General features: G+C 68.2%; 21 protein-coding genes and 1 tRNA gene. 2 read left to right on the forward strand and 20 right to left on the reverse strand.

The annotated features are described in order from the left end of the window. Positions 1–9: 9 nt before the first annotated feature. The 8 genes from FLV34_RS07340 to FLV34_RS07375 all read right to left on the reverse strand — a co-directional run bounded on the left by FLV34_RS07340 (position 10) and on the right by FLV34_RS07375 (position 7,760). Complete coding sequence (locus FLV34_RS07340) at positions 10–753, reverse strand: amino acid ABC transporter ATP-binding protein (protein ID WP_142652276.1); 744 nt, start codon at positions 751–753, stop codon at positions 10–12. Continuing rightward, on the reverse strand, positions 750–1,589 hold the full coding sequence (locus tag FLV34_RS07345) for an amino acid ABC transporter permease (RefSeq protein WP_142652274.1): 840 nt from the start codon (positions 1,587–1,589) through the stop codon (positions 750–752). Before FLV34_RS07345 ends, FLV34_RS07340 begins: the two co-directional genes overlap by 4 nt. After that, positions 1,586–2,434, reverse strand: a complete 849-nt coding sequence (locus FLV34_RS07350) for an ABC transporter substrate-binding protein (RefSeq protein ID WP_261985691.1) — start codon at positions 2,432–2,434, stop codon at positions 1,586–1,588. Before FLV34_RS07350 ends, FLV34_RS07345 begins: the two co-directional genes overlap by 4 nt. Before the next feature lie 155 nt (positions 2,435–2,589). Continuing rightward, positions 2,590–3,072, reverse strand: coding sequence for a MarR family winged helix-turn-helix transcriptional regulator (locus FLV34_RS07355; RefSeq protein ID WP_142652270.1), 483 nt, complete (start codon positions 3,070–3,072; stop codon positions 2,590–2,592). 35 nt (positions 3,073–3,107) lie between these two features. Beyond that, the gene (locus FLV34_RS07360) at positions 3,108–3,929 is read right to left on the reverse strand and encodes a YceI family protein (protein WP_142652268.1); all 822 of its coding nucleotides are present in this window, start codon (positions 3,927–3,929) and stop codon (positions 3,108–3,110) included. Further along, entirely contained in the window at positions 3,926–6,571 is a 2,646-nt protein-coding gene (locus FLV34_RS07365; RefSeq protein WP_222709433.1) for an MFS transporter, read from the reverse strand. The genes FLV34_RS07360 and FLV34_RS07365 overlap by 4 nt, the downstream gene beginning before the upstream one ends. A gap of 163 nt (positions 6,572–6,734) precedes the next feature. Next, entirely contained in the window at positions 6,735–7,226 is a 492-nt protein-coding gene (locus FLV34_RS07370) for a YajQ family cyclic di-GMP-binding protein (RefSeq protein ID WP_142619740.1), read from the reverse strand. Between the two features lie 54 nt (positions 7,227–7,280). Then, on the reverse strand, positions 7,281–7,760 hold the full coding sequence (locus FLV34_RS07375; RefSeq protein WP_261985692.1) for a GNAT family N-acetyltransferase: 480 nt from the start codon (positions 7,758–7,760) through the stop codon (positions 7,281–7,283). 148 nt (positions 7,761–7,908) lie between these two features. Between FLV34_RS07375 and FLV34_RS07380 the strand changes: the two genes are divergently transcribed. Further along, positions 7,909–7,993: transfer RNA gene (locus FLV34_RS07380), tRNA-Tyr, on the forward strand. A gap of 523 nt (positions 7,994–8,516) precedes the next feature. Here FLV34_RS07380 and FLV34_RS07385 read toward each other — a convergent pair. From FLV34_RS07385 to FLV34_RS07435, 11 genes are all read right to left on the reverse strand, one after another. Next, positions 8,517–9,881 carry a tyrosine-type recombinase/integrase gene (locus tag FLV34_RS07385; RefSeq protein WP_142652264.1) on the reverse strand — a complete coding sequence of 455 codons (1,365 nt, stop codon included), beginning with the start codon at positions 9,879–9,881 and terminating at the stop codon, positions 8,517–8,519. Next, positions 9,878–10,069 carry an AlpA family transcriptional regulator gene (locus FLV34_RS07390; protein WP_147942684.1) on the reverse strand — a complete coding sequence of 64 codons (192 nt, stop codon included), beginning with the start codon at positions 10,067–10,069 and terminating at the stop codon, positions 9,878–9,880. Before FLV34_RS07390 ends, FLV34_RS07385 begins: the two co-directional genes overlap by 4 nt. Before the next feature lie 46 nt (positions 10,070–10,115). Continuing rightward, positions 10,116–11,342: an IS110 family transposase gene (locus FLV34_RS07395; RefSeq protein ID WP_142652760.1), complete on the reverse strand. Its 1,227-nt coding sequence runs from the start codon at positions 11,340–11,342 to the stop codon at positions 10,116–10,118. 118 nt (positions 11,343–11,460) lie between these two features. After that, a complete protein-coding gene (locus FLV34_RS07400; RefSeq protein WP_261985693.1) occupies positions 11,461–13,131 on the reverse strand; it encodes a helitron helicase-like domain-containing protein in 1,671 nt (556 codons plus the stop codon). Between the two features lie 38 nt (positions 13,132–13,169). Then, positions 13,170–13,361 (reverse strand): hypothetical protein, encoded by a 192-nt coding sequence (locus FLV34_RS07405; RefSeq protein ID WP_147942685.1) that lies wholly within the window; start codon positions 13,359–13,361, stop codon positions 13,170–13,172. Then, positions 13,358–14,779, reverse strand: coding sequence for an FtsK/SpoIIIE domain-containing protein (locus FLV34_RS07410; RefSeq protein WP_147942686.1), 1,422 nt, complete (start codon positions 14,777–14,779; stop codon positions 13,358–13,360). The genes FLV34_RS07405 and FLV34_RS07410 overlap by 4 nt, the downstream gene beginning before the upstream one ends. Before the next feature lie 85 nt (positions 14,780–14,864). Next, on the reverse strand, positions 14,865–15,179 hold the full coding sequence (locus FLV34_RS07415) for a hypothetical protein (RefSeq protein ID WP_142651343.1): 315 nt from the start codon (positions 15,177–15,179) through the stop codon (positions 14,865–14,867). Next, positions 15,176–15,592 (reverse strand): plasmid replication, integration and excision activator, encoded by a 417-nt coding sequence (locus tag FLV34_RS07420; RefSeq protein WP_142619338.1) that lies wholly within the window; start codon positions 15,590–15,592, stop codon positions 15,176–15,178. Before FLV34_RS07420 ends, FLV34_RS07415 begins: the two co-directional genes overlap by 4 nt. Before the next feature lie 121 nt (positions 15,593–15,713). Beyond that, a complete protein-coding gene (locus FLV34_RS07425; protein WP_142651342.1) occupies positions 15,714–16,445 on the reverse strand; it encodes a GntR family transcriptional regulator in 732 nt (243 codons plus the stop codon). Positions 16,446–16,561: 116 nt separating this feature from the next. After that, complete coding sequence (locus tag FLV34_RS07430) at positions 16,562–16,855, reverse strand: hypothetical protein (protein WP_142651341.1); 294 nt, start codon at positions 16,853–16,855, stop codon at positions 16,562–16,564. Beyond that, a complete protein-coding gene (locus FLV34_RS07435) occupies positions 16,852–17,193 on the reverse strand; it encodes a hypothetical protein (protein WP_147942687.1) in 342 nt (113 codons plus the stop codon). Before FLV34_RS07435 ends, FLV34_RS07430 begins: the two co-directional genes overlap by 4 nt. 334 nt (positions 17,194–17,527) lie before the next feature. Between FLV34_RS07435 and FLV34_RS07440 the strand changes: the two genes are divergently transcribed. Continuing rightward, positions 17,528–18,988, forward strand: coding sequence for a helix-turn-helix domain-containing protein (locus tag FLV34_RS07440; RefSeq protein ID WP_261985694.1), 1,461 nt, complete (start codon positions 17,528–17,530; stop codon positions 18,986–18,988). On the opposite strand, the gene cutA is transcribed toward FLV34_RS07440, so the two are convergent. Beyond that, positions 18,954–19,286: a divalent-cation tolerance protein CutA gene (gene cutA / locus FLV34_RS07445; RefSeq protein WP_147942688.1), complete on the reverse strand. Its 333-nt coding sequence runs from the start codon at positions 19,284–19,286 to the stop codon at positions 18,954–18,956. The two genes, FLV34_RS07440 and cutA, sit on opposite strands and share 35 nt — an antisense overlap. Positions 19,287–19,392 lie beyond the last annotated feature (106 nt).

The following is a 19,392-nucleotide window of genomic DNA, read 5'->3' on the forward strand; positions in this document are numbered from 1 at the left end:
CTCCGGACGTCAGACGCCGCCGGGGTGCAGCACGCGGCTGAGGAACTCGCGGGTCCGCTCGTGCCGCGGGTCGGCGATGACCTGCTCGGGCGGCCCGTCCTCGACGATCACGCCGCCGTCCATGAACACCACACGGTCGGCGACCTCGCGGGCGAACCCCATCTCGTGGGTGACGACGAGCATGGTCATGCCGTCCTCCGCGAGCTGCCGCATGACCGACAGCACGTCGCCGACCAGCTCGGGGTCGAGGGCGGAGGTCGGCTCGTCGAACAGCATCAGCGAGGGGTTCATGGCGAGCGCGCGGGCGATCGCCACCCGCTGCTGCTGACCACCGGACAACTGGGGCGGGTAGGCGTCGATCTTCTCGATCAGGCCGACCTTCTCCAGGTTCTCCCGGGCGACGCGGTCGCACTCGTCCTTGCGCCGCTTGAGCACCCGCTCCTGGGCGATCGTGACGTTGCGCCGCACGGTCAGGTGGGGGAACAGGTTGAACTGCTGGAACACCATGCCGATGTGCCGCCGGGCGGCGTCGATGTCGACGTCGGGGTCGGTCAGGTCGACGCCGTCCACGACCACGGTGCCGGAGGTCGGCTGCTCCAGCAGGTTCACGCAGCGCAGCAGCGTGGACTTGCCCGAGCCGGACGGCCCGATAACGCAGACGACCTGGCCGCTCTCGACCGTGAAGTCGATGCCGCGCAGCACTTCGAGGCTGCCGAACGACTTGTGCAGGTTCCTGATCTCGACGGTGCTCATCGGTGCGCTCCCTGACGCGCTTCCAGCCGCCTCGCGACGTACCCGAGGGGGATCGTGATCAGCAGGTACGTCAGACCGGTCACGAGGATCGGCGTGGGGTTGGCGTAGGTGGAGGACTGGTCGTTGCCGAACTTGGCCAGCTCCACCTGGGCGGCCGTGACGCCCAGGATGAGCACCAGCGAGGAGTCCTTCAGCAGCATGACGAGCTGGTTGGTGAGCGGCGGCAGCACGATCCGGATCGCCTGCGGGATGATGATCGTGATCATCGCCCGCATGTGCGGCATGCCGAGCGACCGCGCCGCCTCCATCTGTCCCTTCGGCACCGCCTGGATGCCCGCCCGGAAGTTCTCCGCCATGTACGCCGCCGAGACGACGCCGAGCCCCAGGGCGGCACTGCCGTACACGCCGCCGGGCAGTTCGAAGCCGGGGAACGCCAGCGGGAGGCTCCCGATCATCAGGAAGATGAGCAGGATCGGCAGGCCGCGGAAGATCTCGATGTAGATCACCGACAGCCACCGGTAGGGCGCGACCGAGGACAGCCGCATCAGGGCCAGCACCAGACCCGCGACGAAGCCGAGGGCGAAGCCCGTCAGCGTGTAGATCACGGTGTTGCGCAACGCCACCGTGAACAGGTCGGGCAGGCCCTTGCCGGCGACCTCGAGGTTGAGGAACGACTCGCCGATCGACTTCCAGTCGGCCAGCGCGACCAGGACGACGAAGACCACGATCAGCAGGGCGTACTGGATGACCCGGCTGATGCGCTGCCTCTTGCGCGGGCTGAGCCCCTTGCGGGGCTCAGCCGGGGATGGCGCCTGCTGCTCGGTCACAACACTCATGATCCCGCGGCGGGCGACTCGGTTCCGGTCTCGGCGCCCGAACCACCGCCGGACGCGCCGCCGGGCTCGGTGCCGAACCACTTCTTGTAGATCTCGTTGTAGGTGCCGTCGGACTTGGCGGTGGCGAGGACCTCGTCGACGACCTTCTTGAGCGCCGTGTTGTCCTTCTTCATGCCGATGCCGTACTGCTCACCGGTGTCGAGGCTGGCGACCTGCTCGAACTTGGCGCCGATCTCGGGCTTCTTCAGCCAGGTCAGCACGACCGGGAGGTCCTGCACGATCACGTCCGCCTGGCCGGTCTGCAGGCCGAGCAGCTCCTTGGGAGAGTCGGCGAACTCGATCGGCTCGAAGCCCTTCCCCTTGACGTAGTCGAGGCCGGTCGTGGACGCCTGCGCGCCCAGCTTGAGGTTCTTGGCCTTGACGTCGTCGAGCGAGGTGACCCCGCTGCCCTTCTTCGCCATCAGCGCCTGGGTGGCGTCGAAGTACGGCTCGGAGAACAACAGGTTCTGCTGACGCTCCGGCGTGATCGTCATGCCGGCGGCGGCGACGTCGCACTTGCGGGCGTTCAGCGCGGCGCCACTCTTGATCGCCGCGAAGTCGATGTCCACGATGTCCTGGGTCACGCCCAGCTTCTTCGCGACCAGGTCGACGATGTCCACGTCGAACCCGACGACCTTGTCGCCCTGGTTGAACTGGAACGGCTCGTACGGAATGTTCGTGCAGGTGGTGAGCTTTCCGGCGTTGACGAGGGCGACACCGCCGGGGGCGGCCGAGGCCGTCGTCGTGCCCGAGTCGGCGGAGTCGCTCCCGCAGGCGGTGACGGTCAGCGTCGCCGCCAGAGCCACCGCCCCGATGCTCGCCGCTTTCCGATAAATGGACCAGGGAGCCACACCGGCCTCCTTGCTGTGGTGCGAAAACGTCTGAGGCGCAGTTTAAGCGTCCCTTATGACGGATTGGCCACCACATGGGTTGTAGCCCGTAACGTACGTGAAACGTGAGGTCAGGGATAGAGGTCTTCCGTGAGTATGTTGAACCGTTCGAGCATCCCTGCGAGCAGCCGTACGTCCTCTTCCGGCCAGGCGGCCAGCAGCGTGCGGAGCCGGCCCTCGCGGGCGGACCGCGCGGCGCCGAGCCGCCTGCTGCCCTCGGCGGTGAGGGCCAGCAAATGGGCCCGGCCGTCCTCGGGGTCGGGGCTGCGGCTGATCAGCCCCAGCTCCTCCAGCCCCTTGAGCTGGCGGCTGATCGTCGCCCGGCCGACCCGAAGGTAGGCGGCCAGGTCGCTGGACCGCATCGGCGAGCTCTGCTCGATGCGGACCAGCAGGCCGTACGCGCCGGGGTCCAGCTCGGGATGCACCTTGCGCCCCATCCCGGCGGAGAACGCGTTGGCGCGCCGCAACAGGATGGCGAGCTGCCGCTCGATCGCGCAGTACGCCTCGTGTTCGCCGGCCGTGGGCGGTCGGGGAGCGATCTCCGCCTCCGTCATGGCCTGCCTCCTCCTGACTATGTGTGGCAGGGGATTTACCCGCGCACCGCCTGGATTTCCAGCTCTACTTTCAGTGTCGCCCCGATCAGCGAGATCCCCGCCTGGACGACCTGGTTGTAGGTCATCGCGAACTCCTCGCGGCGCAGCTCGGTGACCGCGTGGAACGCCGCCCGCAGCCCGCCCCACAGGTCCGGGCCCGTGCCCAGATAGCTCAGGTCGAGATCGACCGGGCGGCTGACGCCGCTCAGCGTCAGCACGCCGTGCACCGTCCACCGGTCCGGGCCCGCCGGCGACAGCCCGGTGCTCCGGTAGGTGATCACCGGGTGCACCGGGACGTCGAGGAAGTCCGCGGAACGCAGGTGATCATCGCGCATCCGGCTGCCCGTGTCGATGGAGCCGGCGACGATCTCGGCGACCACCGACGACTCCTCCGGCGTGGCGCCCATCTCGATCCGGCCGGAGAACTCGGTGAACCGCCCCTGCACGCTGCTCAGCCCGAGGTGCCGCGCCGTGGCCGAGATCTTCGAGTGCTCGGGGTCGATCGTCCACACACCGGGCGGCGGGAGCGCGGTGCCGCCCTGCCGGGCCAGCACCAGCGTGCCGGCCTCGGCGGCGCCCGAGGCGGTCGCGATCGCGGTGGACGCGGCGGGCGCATACCCGATCGCGGTCGCGACCACCGTGTAGACCCCCGGCGGCAGCGGGGCGGTGACGACGTGCCCGTCGGCGTCCGCCTCCGCCCGCGCCACCTGCCGACCGGTCGTGTCCGTCACCGTGACGACCGCGTGCTGCACGGCCCAGCCGTCCTTGCTCCTGACCAGGGCGTGCAGTCCCCTGGGCGCCGTCTCGGAGACGCTCATCGCTCGTGCCCCAGCCACACGTCGTACGGCTCGTCGCCCTCGCCGCCGAGGTTCAGCGTGCTCGCAACGGGCGGGTAGCCGCTCGCGACGAGCGTGTACTGCCCGCCGGTCAGGTCGGTGAAGGCGTACTCGCCGTCCTCGCCGGTGGTCGCCACGCCCACCACGTTGCCGGCGGCGTCGAGCAGCGTGACCCTGGCGTCGGCCAGCGGCACGCCGTCCTTGACGCGGACCGTGCCCCGCACCCGCGCGCCGGGCAGCAGCACGACGTCGTGCCGGGTCTGGCCGGTGCCCAGCACCTCGATCGGCACGGCGGAGGGACGGTAGGCCGCGCCGCTGACCGTGAGCGTGTAGGTGCCGGCCACGATGCCGGAGAAGGAGAAGCCGCCCTGGGCGTCGGTCGCGCTGCTGGCCACGACCTCGCCGCGTACGTCGGTCACGACGACCACCGCGTCGGCGACCGGCGTCCCGTCCGCGCCGCGTACGGTGCCGACGAGCCGGCCCGAGGCCGCGAGCACCATGTCATAGTCGACCGGCTGGTCGCCCACGACCAGCGTCGCGACCTGCGGCTCCCGGTCGCCCGCCGATGCGATCAGCACGTACGTCCCGCTGCCGGGCGCCTGGAGCACGTAGCCCCCGTCGTCCTGGGTGACCGTACGGCCGAGCTGGTGGCCGCGTACGTCGATCAGCGTGAGCGTGGCGCGGCCCACGGGCACGCCGTCCCGGCCCTTGACGAACCCGCGGATGTCCACGCCGGGCCCGTGCGCGTCCATCGCCAGAGCGGCGTACGGCTGGGCCTGGGTGGCGGTGAGGACCTGCGCGTTCGGGGCCTGCGTGGTCAGAGACTGCGCGTTCGGGGCCTGCGTGGTCAGAGACTGTGCGTTCAGGGCCTGCGTGGTCAGAGGCTGTGCGTTCAGGGGCTCGATGGCGGTGGCGTGGCCGTTCGGCGACGCCGGCTCGGCCCCGGCCGCCGTGACCGGCCGCTGCCTGTCGTGCTGCTGCCTGTCCCGCTGGGCGTGGCGTCCGGTCACGGCGCCGTTCCGCTGGGGCGCGGTCTCGGGTCCGGGCGTCTCGCCGGCCTCCGCCGCGTCGGCGCGTACGGTGATCGCGCTGGTCCGCAGCGGGACCTCCTTGATGAACAGCACGGCGATCAGCGCGAGGAGGGAGAGCGGCGCCGCGTAGAGGAACAGGTCGCCGATGCCGTGGCCGTACGCGCCCTCCACAGCCGTGCGGATCGGGGCGGGCAGCGCGGACAGCTTCGGGATCGCGCCGGCCTCCTGGCCGGTGCCGCCCTGCACGCCCAGCGCGGCCAGGGCGTCCTCCAGGTAGTGCTTGACGCGGTCGCCCATCAGGGCGCCGAGGGCCGAGACGCCGATCGCGCCGCCGAGGGAGCGGAAGAACGAGACGACCGAGCTGCCCGCGCCCAGGTCCTCCGCGCGCACCTGGTTCTGCACCGCGAGGACGAGGTTCTGCTGGCTCATGCCGATGCCGACGCCGACGCAGAACATGAAGATCGCGACGAGCCAGTAGTCGGTGTCGTACCGCAGCGTGCCCATGAGGGCGAACCCGGCGGTGAGGAAGAAGGTGCCGGAGACCAGGAAGACCTTCCAGCGGCCGGTGCGGGTGATGATCTGCCCGGAGACCGTGGAGGAGATCGCCAGGCCGAGGATCATCGGCAACGTCATCAGGCCGGCCACCGTGGGCGTCTCGCCCCGGGCGAGCTGGAAATACTGGCTGAGGAAGGTCGTGCCGCCGAACATCGCGACGCCGACCAGCACGCTGGCGATCACGCTGAGGCTGACCGTACGGGTCCGGAACAGGCGCAGCGGGACGATGGGCTCGCTCACCTTCGACTCGACCACGAGGAAGAGCAGCGCGAGCACCACCGCGCCGCCGACCATCGCGCCGGTCTGCCACGACAGCCAGTCGTACTTGGTGCCGGCGAAGGAGACCCAGATCAGCAGCAGCGAGACCGCGGCGGTGATCAGCGTCGCGCCGCCCCAGTCGATGCGTACGTCCCGCTTGAGGACCGGCAGGTTCAGGGTCTTCTGCAGCACGATCAGCGAGAGGACCGCGAACGGCACGCCGACGTAGAAGCACCAGCGCCAGCCGAGCCACGAGGTGTCGACGATGAGGCCGCCGACGAGCGGGCCGCCGATCGTGGCGACGGCGAAGACCGCGCCCAGGTAGCCGGAGTAGCGGCCGCGCTCCCGCGGCGAGATCATCGCCGCCATGATGACCTGGGTGAGCGCGGTGAGGCCGCCGGCGCCGAGGCCCTGGATCACTCGTGCCACGATCAGCATGCCGGAGTTCTGCGACAGACCGGCGATCGCCGAGCCGATGACGTAGACGGTGAGGCCGAGCTGGATGAGGATCTTCTTGCTCATCAGGTCGGCGAGCTTGCCCCAGATCGGGGTGGACACCGTCGTGGCGAGCAGGGTCGCCGTGATCACCCAGGTGTAGGTGGTCTCGTTCGCGTGCAGTTCCGCCGTGATCGTGGGGAGCGCGTTCGACACGACGGTCGACGACAGGATCGCGACGAACAACCCCAGCATCAGCCCCGAGAGCGCCTCCAGGATCTCCCGGTGCGTCATCGCGGGGGCCGCCGTGTCCGGCGGCGTCTCCCTCGTCCTCGCTGTCGCCATCGAAGTCCTTCCCGATGTGATCAAACTTAGTTTCCCTAAGCAATCATATGTTGATCGTTGCTCCGGGCAACCAAATGGTCATGGCCGGGTGGCGTGCGGAAACGACGAAGGCCCTGAACCCGCAGGTCAGGGCCTTTCCGTCAGTGTCGCGCTGTGATGCGTCTCACCGGTAGTTGACGAACTGAAGGGCGATGTCGAGGTCCTTGCCCTTGAGCAGCGAGATGACCTGCTGGAGGTCGTCCTTCTTCTTGGAGCTGACCCGGAGCTCCTCGCCCTGGATCTGCGCCTTCACGCCCTTCGGGCCCTCGTCCCGGATGAGCTTGGAGATCTTCTTGGCGTTCTCCTGGTCGATGCCCTCCTTGAGGGACACCATCAGGCGATACTCCTTGCCGGACAGCTTCGGCTCGCCCGCGTCCAGGATCTTGAGGGACAGGTTGCGCTTGACGATCTTCTCCTTGAAGACGTCGAGAACCGCGTTCGCCCGCTCCTCGCTGTTCGCCTTGATCTCGATGTCCTTCTGCCCCGACCAGGAGATGCTCGCGCCGGTGCCCTTGAAGTCGAAGCGGTGCCCGACCTCCTTGACCGTCTGGTTCAGGGCGTTGTCGACCTCCTGCCGGTCGATCTTGCTCACCACGTCGAAACTGCTGTCGGCCATCGGTGTCCGTGTCCTCTCTCCGTTGCCCTTCGAGATTAGTGGCCCACGATGTGATCAGAGGTCTTTCCTCATGACGACGCGAGGCGCCACCTCTATGCCCAGGGCCCGCTCGTGCTCGACCAGCGCCGTGAGCTCCGGCCCCCACTCGTCAGGTCGTACGACCCGGAAGCCGCGCCGGGCGTACCAGGGGGCGTTCCACGGCACGTCCCGGAAGGTCGTCAGCGTCACCGCGGCGCTGCCGGCCCTGGTGGCCGCCGCGCACACGGCATCGAGGAGCCGCGTTCCGATGCCCTGGTCGCCATGATCGGGACGTACGGCGATCTGGTCGAGATGGGTCAGGCCGTCGACCACCCCGAGCAGGGCGAACCCCATCGGCGGCCGGCCCGCCACGATGACCCGCCCGGGATCATCGCACTCCTCGATGACCGTGGTGCCCGGCGGGAAGACGATGCCGAGCGGCACGAACATCCCGTCCGCCGCTTTCTCGATCTCCGCCAGGACCGCGAGGTCCGCCGGCTCGGCCTGTCTGATCACCGTTCCACTATGACCGGTGCACCGCCGCGCCCGCTTTCGGGTTCCGGCACCCGCCGCCGGCCACGTGAGGGGCGCGGCGAAACCCATGTCACGTGCACCCGGGAAGTCCGCTATTCTTCTACCTGTCGCCGCGGCGAGCGGAAGACAAGGCAGGTTGCCCGAGTGGCCAAAGGGAGCGGTCTGTAAAACCGTCGGCTCAGCCTACCCAGGTTCGAACCCTGGACCTGCCACCAGCAGAACAGCAGCTCAGAGGCCCTCCGGGGCCTCTTCTGCTTTCCGGCCCTGTGCAGCCGTAGGCCACTCTGAGCCCTTGTCTGTCGCCGGTCCACCAATATGCGTGCAATGATCTTAGGCGCGTTTTCGCAGGTCGCGCCGAGCTTTTCGGCCTCGTGAGGGCGACGAGACGAGCCTACGAAACGGCGAAGGGTCCCGGCTGGCTTCCGGGACCCTATGGACTTCGGTGATCACGCTGATCGCAGGCGCTCCGCGATCCACTGACGGCCGGCTTCCCAGCTCGTGAACTGTTCTAGATGCTCCCCGCTCTGGGCATCGAAGACGTGATACCGGCGCTTACCGTCTTTGCCCAGACGGATCAGGTCGAAAGAGCCATCGTGCGAGCGGTACCACACGCACTCGCTACCGTCGGCGCGACGTGAGGTAGGTGATGCGTGCGTATATGCGTACTCACTAACCGTTGTGTCTGACATGCGGTGGATCGTATCTCTGCCTTCTGCCCAAGGGGAGGGATGCGGAGAGTTAGGCAGCCAGGGCGTCATCAATCCTCCGGTTGGCGATCTCCTGTTGGCCGTCGAGGCACTTGGCGTAGACCCGTAGGAGGACGTCAACGCTGTGCCCGGCCCGCTCGGCTACGTCGGGGGCCGAGACTCCCGCGTTGAGCCAGAGGGAGACGGCCGCATGCCGGAGGTCGTACGGCCGACGAGCCAGGGGAGAGGCGACCTGAGCGGGAGTGAAGGCGAGCTTGCGGGCTTCCTGCCACACCTCCGTGTAGGCCGTCGAGGCGACGACTCCACCGCGCTCGCTCCGGAAGATCCGCCCGTCCGAGCCGACCCCGAACTCTTCGATGTGTTGCCGAAGGATCTTCACCAGGGCCGGAGGGATGGGCACCGGCCGTACGTCGTCCCGGCCCCGGTGCTTGAGCCCGCGTTCCTCGTGAGCGTCGCCGCTGTCGGTCCACTGGGTGTTGACCTCCGGACGCGACACGTCGACGAGGAGTCGGCCCCAGCCAATTGCCGGAAGATGGCAGTCCTGCTGCCGGAGGGCGACGGCCTCACCCGGCCGAAGTGCGGCGTAGTACATGCAGGCGAACAGGGCCATGAGTCGCCGGCCCCGGCCGCGCTTGCCCACGTAGGTCACAGCGGTCAACAGTTCCTCGGCCTGCCGCGGATTCACGACGACGCGCGGGTCTACGGTCTCGGTCGTCTTCGGGGGCTTCCACTTGACCTTGTGGAGCGGATTGGATGGCAGCTCTTCCAGCTCAACGGCGTACTCCAGGACCGCATGGAGGACGGCCCGCTTCCGCCTGATGGTGTTGGCGCTGGCGGCTTGACCGTCGAGGCGAAGCGCGAGCGCGTCGAGAGCAAGTCGCACGGTCTTCGTCTCGTTCAGGTCGGCCAGGTCGAGGGACGCACCTTCGAGCCAGCGGACCGCCCGCGCCATCTCCGGGGACGGCTCCGGCCTCTTGTCCGCCGGGATGAGGGCGCACTTACGGAGCGCGGTCCGTAGGGCCTCGGCGTCAGGGCGGCCCGCACGATCCTTGGTCAGAGCTGGGAGCACGGTGGAGAGCGCGTCAGAGATGCTGTCGCGGGTCTTCGCCGCAGCGTGGGGCCACTTCATGTCGATGTAGGCCCGGACGAAGTCGAAGACGGTCCGTGCGCTCTTGGCCTTGATCATGGAGGCCGGTAGGCCGCTCTCGACGTCGAACGGCTCTCCCCGCTTGGCCGCCTGGCGCAGGTCCGACAGGAAGCTCTCGGCGAGAGCCTTGGTCCGGTAGGTCTTCGAAGACCGTTTGCCGGCCACCTGCCATCGAACGACGTAGGACGGCGTCTTGCTCGACTTGTTCCGGTAGGTCTCGAAGAACTTCACGTCATAGGAGGCGTTCACGCAGCCTCCCGCAGGCTCTCAAGCCAGGCGTCGAACTCACTGCGGTAGATGCGGATCTCGCCGTTGGGGAGCTTGAGGCCCTCGGGAGCCTTGCCGATCTCACGCCACCGGTAGAAGGTCCGGCGGGAGATGCCGCCGAGTTCGTCGAGGATCTCGGGGACCGTCATCAGCTTGTCGTCTTTCTTCATGCCGCCCTCCCTTCAGTTGCCGAAAGACATCCCAGGATGTGGGGAGTCAAGCGCCACCGACCGCAGCGTGGTGTCCCCAGGCAGTGGCCTCGTTGTAGGGCGTGCCGGTCTTGAGGCAGCCGTGGAGGATGCCGACGAGTCGGTTGGCGAGTTGGCGCAGTGCGGTGTGGTGGCCCGCTCCGCGGGCGCGTAGCCGGTCGTAGTACGCGCGGGCGCCTGGGGAACCTCGCAGGGCGCAGAACGCTTGGGTGCCGAGGGCGTCGACAAGTCGGTCGTTGTGCACGTAGCGGGCCAAGATGACCTTCTTCTTGCCGGAGGCGCGGGTGATCGGGCTGGTGCCGGCGTAGTTCTTGCGGGCCTTCGCATTGGCGTATCGAGTGGGATCGTCGCCGAACTCGGCGAGCACACGTGCGCCGACGATTGGTCCCAGACCCGGCTGCGACAAGATGATCTCGGCGGCTGGATGCTCGCTGAAGGACGCCTCCACCTGTTCTTCGAGGAAGGCGATCTGCTCGTTGATGACGGTCAGGACGGCTATCGAGGCGCGGACCGTGGCGGCGTAGGCGGTTGTCACTGCCTGGGGTTGGCCCAGGTGCTCGGCGTGCAGTGCTGCGTGGATGGCGGCGGCCTTGTCAGCCAGGTTGCGGCGGCGGGCCCGGGTGAGCGCTGCGGTGATCTGCGCGATCGGTAGCTGCGCGGCCGAGGCGGGATCCGGCGCGAGCGCCAGGAGTTCCAGTGCGTCGCTGGCGCTCAGATCGTCGTACGCCTCCAGCGCGGCAGGGAAGTACTCGCGTAGCGCATGTCGGAGGCGTTGGAGGTGGCGCGTGCGTTCCCAGATCAGCGTCTTATGTGCGCGGGTGACCACCTTGATTGCTGCTGCCTCGGCGCTGTCGCCGGCCACGGTGCGCAGCTGGTGGGAGTCGGTGCGGACCATGTCGGCCAGCACATGAGCATCGGCGGCATCGCTCTTGGCACCCGAGACCGCATGCCGATCCCGGTAACGCGAGGCCTGCAAGGGGTTGATTGCGAAGACCCGGTAACCAGCGGCGATGAGCGCTTGGACCCACGGGCCGCGATCGGTTTCGATTCCGATCGAGACCTGGTCGGCGTCTTCGCCCAGGTCGCTTTCGAAGTGCTCGGCGATGAGAGCGTGCAGGCGGGCCATGCCCGCCACGCCCTCCGGGAGCCGGGCTTTGGCCAGTCTGCGGCCTGAGGCATCCATTAGTTCGATGTCGTGGTGGTCTTCGGCCCAGTCGTCTCCGACGAACAGCAACACGTCTCCTGTCTCGGATATCGATCACCATTGGCAGCCTGTGAGGGAGGGGTCGGCGACCTAATGAATCAGTGCTCACGCCCAGGTCAGCGGGCACGACATCCCATCAGCGATCAACTCACCCGGCTACCAACGAGGGGCACGGTCTTTCGATAGGACTCGGGGTCCAGATCTTGGGGGTGCTCACCTGCTGGCGGCTACCAGTCCCGAGTCGCCACACAGGCAACTCGTTATTTGTCATTAGATCTTGGCCGTCTGCCTCGGCTTCGAGCCGGGCCAGGTGATTACGCCAGCGCTGCCGTTCATGGACCGAGCGCAGCAAGCGCACGCCGATGGGGGCCAGGTCGGGATCACCGGGCTTGACCGGCCGCCAGATGTAGCGGTGAGGGTCGACCGGCTCGTCAGGCAGGCCAAGGGCTTCAAGGACCCAGGTCCGGCGGTCCTGCTTGTGCTCCGTCAGGGTCTTGTTCGACCACTTCCGGGAGACCAGGACGCGGCGGCCCGCGTAGCCGAGGTGATCGGGCTTGTGCGCCTTACCTCTGCACCGGCCCGGAGCCATCCCCGGTTTGGCGCCCTTGGGCTGCACCCCGTACCGCAGCCAGTTCGGGCAGGTCGGCGAACACGGCTCGAACCGCAGCGCCTCCAGCAGCCGTTCGGCGTGTGCCTTTCGACGAGGGTCGTCAGTGCCGAGGGCGTCACCGAGGCTCTTGGTCAGGTACTTCGACAGGTACTGGATGAGCTGGTCGGCGTCGGGCGTTCCGGCGAGGACGCTCTGTATGTCGAGCTGGTCGCCGAAGCGGAGCACGTGCAGGGGTTCGGCCTCGTCGTCCTGGTCGAGAGCGTCGAGTGCCTGTTCCCAGGTCGGCAGGACCTCCCCCGTGGTTGGGTCGAGGTAGCCGGCCCCGTCCTCCCACACGGGCAGGTGCTTCCCCTCGAAACGGACTACATCCGTTGAAGGCCACCACACCTGGTGATATGTGGCCGCGATGATCTGCCGCAGCTCCGCACGCGGGAGGGTGCCGCGGATCGCCATGTGCAGGTGCGGTGCGAGCCGCTTTTGAGGCTCGACGGTGGCGAAGTACTGCACGTCATAGCCCGCCACGCGGCGGAGGTTCTGCACGAAGCGGTCGACCAGTTTGGAGAAGTGCAGCGCGTCCCGAGCCGCCCGCACGTAGTCGCACCGGTCCGGGTCCGGGGGCGCACCCTCCAGCACGCGCCCATACGACGGGAGCGTGAGCGTGACGAACATCGAGGGCCGGTAGGTCTTGCCGTCCGCGCCGGTGAAGGTCCGCCCGAGCGTGGTCTTGGTCATCTGCCGCTTGGGCAGATCCGGGGCGTCCTGCCGCCGCTTCGTCGACCGCGAGCGCTTACCCGAGGCTCGGCCGAGGACGTTGCCGCGCATCCCGGCCCGGTTGATCTCCTCGTCCAAGTCCTCAATGGCCGCATCGAGGTCGGTGGTGTCGCCGCCCGCCTTTTCCACCTCGTCCCGCCACGCCTGGGCGTCGGCCCGCAGCTCGACAAGGTGACGCTGATACTCGTCCGCGTTGTCGGGCAGGTTCACGGGCTCGGCTTCCAGGTGCCAGCCCTCCCGGCACTGCGCCCGCCGAAGCTGCCGGTTGCGCTTCGCGCACGGCGGGCACTTGCTCTCCAGCGTCGCCCCGCACGGCACGTCGATGACCTCAACCTGCCCGGTGAGGATGTCCTGCCGCCGCAGCGGAACCGGACGGATACACACCCCGTACTGCTTGGCGATCTCCTCCACGACCTCACGAGCCAGCGGTTGAGCCATTCGGACGGCGCGAGGGGTGGAGCGGTCGTGCGGGTTGGTCACCGGTCACCGTCCCAGGAGCCGGCGGGGTCGAGGAGGTCGGCCGGGCCGAGACCGTCGACCATGACGGCGGCCTTTTCGCCGCATTCGTGGCACTCGACGATGCCGCGCACCGGGTCGAGCCACAGCACATCCAGGGCACCGCAGCCCGAGCAGCGCAGGCCGTCGAGGATGTGAGCCAGGCGCATCATCGGCCCTCCTCCGCGAACTCGGCGACCATCGCCCGGATATCGGTGTCGGAGACGTACGCGGCCCGCACCCGCACCGGATCAGGACTGGTTTCGAGACGGACGTAGCCGACGCCCGCGCCCAGCTCAGGAACCGGCGAGATGTGGTCGGCCAGTGCGCCCCGGTCGCGTGCCCCGTCGCCGAGGACCATGTCCACCTGTTCCGACTCGTCCAACCGGAGCGCGATCTTGTCGGGGAACAGGTTGCGGATGTTCATGACCTCCTTGCGCGGGTCCTGCAACGCGGCCATGACCCCGAGGCCGACCGCCCGGCCCTGGGTCGTCAGGGTCGCCAGGGCCGCCGTGATGCGCTGACGGAGGCCCTTGTCGGGCTGGTAGGCGGTCAGGAACGCCACCTCGTCCACGAGGACCAGGACGAACGGGTCGGAAGGCGTCGGGGTGTGGGAGCGCTGGAGGCCGGCGAACCGGTCGGCCCGCTCCTGCATCACCGAGACCGCCTCATCGAGCAGGTCGGCGCACTCCTTCGGATCGGCTGCATACCGGGAGCCGAACAGCGCACGCCCGAAGGACAGCTCCATCCGCTTGGGGTCGAGCGCCCACACCTGAACCAGGCCCGCCCGCATCGCGGGGAGGAGGCCGCGGATTGTCGACCACAGGTAGGAGCCTTTGCCCGCGCCCGTGGCCCCGGCGATCAAGACATGGGTGCCGTGAACCTTGAGCCGCAGCGGTGTGCCGTCTTCGCACCGGCCGATCTCGACCGGCCCCACCGAGGCGACCTCGGGAACCGGAAGGGCGGGCAGGGGTTCGGCGAGCGGGTCACGGCGGGGGAAGGTGAGCACGAGCCGCCCGGCCCGAGCGACCGCCACCCGGCAGGAGGGCGCGCCGAAGCCGTGGGCCAAGTGCTCGATACGGTCGGCCCAGTCGGTGACGGCCTGGCCGTTGAGCATCTTCACCGAGACGCGGTCGGCCCAGCCGTCGCACTCCACCCGCACGAGGCGGGGCAGGTAGTCGCGGCCCCGGATGTGCCGCCCGAGGCCGGAGACGACCATGACCGGTTGCCAGTGCCGCCGGTAGACGGCGACCAGCCGCCACCAGGCCAGTAGGGGCCAGCCGACCAACCTTAGGAACGAGGCCCGATCAAGCAGCGCCCAGGACAGGCCTGCCGAGGGCAGGAACCCGGCCATGACCAGGGCCAGGCGCCAGCCGTACAGGGTCCAGATGACCCCGAGTCCGACCGGCACGGCCACCGCGACCGGATGCCGCACGACGAGGCGAACCAGGCCCGCGAACAGGCGCGACAGCCAGATCACCAGGGTGACGATGGCGGGGGTCTGCATGACGGCCGGGCGGAAGACCACGGCCGTGTCTGGTGTGGTGGAGACGAGGTTGCGTGCCTCGTCGCCGGGAAGTTTCTTGAACATTAGGCTTGGTGTCCTCTCAGGCATTGGCGTGTGTGAGAGATCGGGGGGCCGCTGGAATGCCAGTTCCAGCGGCCCCGTCCTTGGGTCAGGCCGCCGGGCCGGTGGCCTGCGCGTGTTCGGTGTGGTCGGCGTGCAGGCGTTCGCAGTCGGCCAGGTACCGCGCGGCGGCGTTGAAGATCTGCCGGGCGATGTCCAGGTCTTCGGCGGTGACCGGACTGGCCGCCCCGGTGGCCGAGACCGTCACGTCCGCCTCGCCGGACTCCAGGACCAGGTACGGCCGCCCCGACTCCAGCACTCGCGCGCTGGCCGCAGTGATCGAGCCGTAGAACGAGACGCCGATACGGGGACGCTCACCGGGATCGACCGACATCGACAGGTGCGTGTACGGCCGCCAGTTCACGCCGCCGCCTCCTTGCCGTTGCTGGCCGCCTTGGCGTGAGCGCGAGGAGCGCGCATCTCCCGTGCCCTGATGGAGTAGGCGAGCCGTCCGGACCCGTTGACGTACGGGGTCACGGTCAGTCCGTCGAACTCGACCGGCGTGAACGGCAGGCCCGCAACCGGGGCCGGGGGCACCGGCTGGACCGGAGCGAGGATCTTGACGGCCACGGTCTTCTGCGCCGCCTTCAGCGACGGGTCAGCGTCCATCACGGGGATCTGCCAGACGAGTTCGCCCGTCTGCTTGTCCCGCGCCTGGACGAAGCGACCGTTGCTCGACGCCTCGAAGTCCTTGACCGGCTCGACCTCGCCCACTGCGTAGCAGCCGTACGGGAAGATCTGGCCGAAGCTGATCGGAATGGGTCCCTGTAGAGCCATGATTACCGCCCTCCCTTCTTGTACGGTCAGCCACCTTGACTGACCAAGTTGTGTCTCCATTAAGCACTGAACCCACTTGGCTAGTCAAGCAGTCCAAGTGGGTTCGGGCGGGAAAGTTGGATTACCTAATCGGGTAGGCGTCCTCAAGTTCGTGACGATCGCCGGGAAGGACCGTCTCCACGACGGCCCACGGCTTGCCGGTCGCATCGCAGGCGACGGCATAGACGGCCAGCAGAGCGGCCGAGGTCTTGACGCCGAGGAGGTCGCGCTCTTCCTGAGTGGGGTTGCGTGCGGTCACATGCTCGACGATGTGGTCCAGCTCGACACCGGCCGCAGCTTCGACGTAGCGCCGTACGCCCTGCTTGAGATCTTCGGGCTCTGCCAGCGGGCTACCTTCGGCCACGTCCGCCGGCACCCAGGTGGAGGAGATCTCAGATGCTTCGTCGTCGCGGGTGACGAGGGTCCTGCGGAGGACGACCGCCGACTTGGGCGTGATGTCGAGGTAGGCCGCGATGCGGTTAGGGGCTGGCACCGGCCCAGCGGACAGCAGCGAGCTTCCGACCCGGGTCTCTTTGCGGTCGAGCAGTTCCCGGCCCGTGCGGACCTGCCGTCCGGAGGCGATGGCGGGACGGCCGCGTACGAATCGGCCCTTGCCCTGATGGGTGACGATCCACCCCTGATCTCGGAGTACGCCCAGCGCCTTGACCACCGTGGGCCGCGCCATGCCGAATTCGGCCATGAGTTGGTGTTCGCTCGGCAGCGGTGAGCCGGGCGGATATTCGCCTGATTCGATGCGCCGTTCAAGCTCGGCGATGAGTTGGGCGTACTTGGGAGGAGTGTATTCAAATGACATCAGAGCCCCGCATTCAACATGCCTGTCTAGCCAAGCAGGCTAGCAGTGCAGGTGTGTCGTGCGAAGGCCCATTGCCGACAGGAGCCCGTAACCCAAGGGCAGCGGACTGCCGGCCCCTAACGGACCTCACCCGTCAGCAGGTCGAACCAGGTCGCCCAGCCCTGCCGGACCGACCACCGGTGAGTCTCGGCGATCTCCGGTTCTTCGTCCTTCTGGACGGTACGGCGGATGTAGGCCAGCCCGCCGGACTGGCACAGTTCGTAGAACCTGGCCTGACAGTCACACGTCCAGGCCAGGACCAGGACCCGCTGCGCAGGTGTGGGCTTCCACCACTCCAATTTGCGGAAGTATCCCCGGCGGATTGGGACGTGTGCGCTGTGCAGGCGGTCCGGCTCGTCGAGGTCGTTCACGAGGCATCCCCCGCCAGGTACGGCGGACGGGGGTACTGCTGGCGCAGTTGCCCGTACCGGTGAGCCACCCGGCGCGCGGCGGTGACGACGTCGGAGGCCGGGGCGAAGGCGTAGACGGGCCGCCCGCTGGTCGAGGTACGGCCCGAGCGCCAGCGGAACCAGTGGCCATCGGTCCAGACGACCAGTTCGACCCATACCGATACCAGCGCCAGCCCGTACCCCTCGTGGACGTCGGCGGTCACGCCGTACTGCTCCAGTTCCAGGCGCAGCCGCTCGGCGCACTGGGCAGCGGTGACGGCCAGGGGGCGACGGCCCGCCACGAGCCGATCGGCGCTCATGACGCTACCGCCCTACGGCCCGAGCCCGAGCACTCGAAACACTCGACCGTGGACAGCTCCACGATCATGCCGTTGAGCCGGTACTCGGCATCCGCCGACGCCCGCCGAACAAGCCGCCAGCCCTTCCCCCGGCAGGCCCCGCACCTCTCCGTCTCCGTAACCATGGGGCAAGGGTCGTAATTGCAGGTCGCTCAACCCATCCCGCGCCGATATTCCGGCCGGGCATGCCGATATCCCTTGACGGGTTAACCCCAACCCGGAAGCTTGGAAATACAGGCAGTCAAGCAGACGCAAGGGGAAGCGCCTTATGCCCGCAGAAGCGGCGGAACCGGTCATGATCCCGCCCGACCTCTGGCAGCGCCCCGAAATGCTCGACGCCCTGAAGAAACGGAACATCGGGCAGGTTTTCCGGCTTATCAGGCAATACGCGGGCGTGAGTCAGACTCGCATTGGCATTGCCGTGAATCTCAGCCAGGGCAAGGTCAGCGAGATCATGCGCGGAAGCGCGCAGGTCACCGCACTGGATGTGTTCGAGCGGATCGCCGATGGACTGCGCATGCCCGACCCGGCCCGGCTCGCTCTCGGACTCGCCCCCCGCGCCTCCGGCCGTTCCCAGATCATCGAGGCCGCCTCATCCCGTCGCGCTATCCCTTCTCGGGATGGGATGCCAGCGAGTCAGCTCCTTAGCGTCGAAGGCGTGGTGATCGGCCCGCGTCCAACTGACGACCCATGGGATGTCGACCTTCTGACGCTGGCCTGGGTAGTGGGAAGGCTGGATGCCCGTATGGACCGACGAACGATGCTGCTCCTCGCGGCCGGAATGACCGCCGAAACCGCGGCCTCCATCGCGGACCCTTGGGAGCGCCTTTCCCGTGCGCTGAGGGGGCCGCAGATGCTCGACGACGACACGATTGAACGGCTCGAAGCGCGCACCATCGGCTTCCACCGGCTCGAATACGTCATGCCCGCCCGAGCCATCTACCAGGGGCTCACGACGCACATCAACGAGTTGAGCACCCTGCTTCAAAGCGGCCCGCCCGAGCGCTACCGGCGCCGCTTGGCGGCAACAGCCGGCGAAGCCGCAACGCTGGCGTCCTGGATTGCCTGGGACCTCAAGCAGCCCGCGCAGTCGGCCTCATTCGAGCGCGTTGCCGCCCTGGCCGCCGAGGAGAGCGGGCACCGCGTCATCCAGGCATGCACGTACGCCTACCGGTCGTACGCCGTCACCGGCCCCGAGGCCGTCGAGCACATTCGACGCGCCCAGCAGTTCCTCCCGGCCGAAGGCGACGACGCAACGCGCGCGTGGTTGCTGGCCCGGGAAGCCGAAGAGTTGGCCGGACTCGGCGACGGCCAGGCGGTCGAACTGTTGCAGCGAGCTGAGGAAGCCCACACCCGTGCCCGGCCCCACCGTGAGCGCGCATGGACCCGCTTTCTCGACGCCGGACGCATGGCTGCATTCCAGCTCTCGACCTACGTACGGCTCGGCGACGAGCAGCACGTGACAGAGGCCGGCCAAGCCGCCCTTGCCGCCCTCGGCCAGGACGAGGACCAAAAGCGCGTGTCCGTCGTCTACGCCGACATCGCACAGGCACAGCTCCAGATCGGCGACGTGACCGAGGGAGTCGCCTACGCCCGCCGCGCCCTCGAAGCGGCCCAGCGCACCGAATCCACCTGGGGCATGCAGCACCTCGCCAAGGTGGAGAAGGCCCTTGCCGCCCGGCCCGACCATGCCGCCCGCGAACTACTCGGCGACATACGCGCTACTCGCCGCGCTCTGGGGCCGTCTCCCGCCTGATCCACTCCAAGTAGTCCGGCGTCCCCTGCACGATCGGAATTGCGACGATCTCAGGCACCTCGTAGGAGTGCAGCTCACGCACGCATGCCGCAAGCTCCTCGAAGCGATCGGCGGTCGTCTTCATGAGCAACAACCACTCCTCCGCCTGCTGAACCTCACCAGCCCACCAGTAGGTAGAAGAGATAGGTGCAACTACCTGCGCACACGCAGCCAAGCGACGCGCCACAAGGGTTGAACAGATCCGGTCGGCCTCATCTCTGCTGCTAGCAGTGACACGGGCCTCGATGTGCTGCGCCATAACCACTCCGGGCGTCGTCCAGCTTCACGGGTGATCCTCACATATACGCCCTTACCAGCAACTTCTCCGATTCATGTCGGGAGAGCCTCTCTCCGTGATCATCTTG

The organism is Microbispora sp. CSR-4, from assembly GCF_008033685.1.
Classification (GTDB): domain Bacteria; phylum Actinomycetota; class Actinomycetes; order Streptosporangiales; family Streptosporangiaceae; genus Microbispora.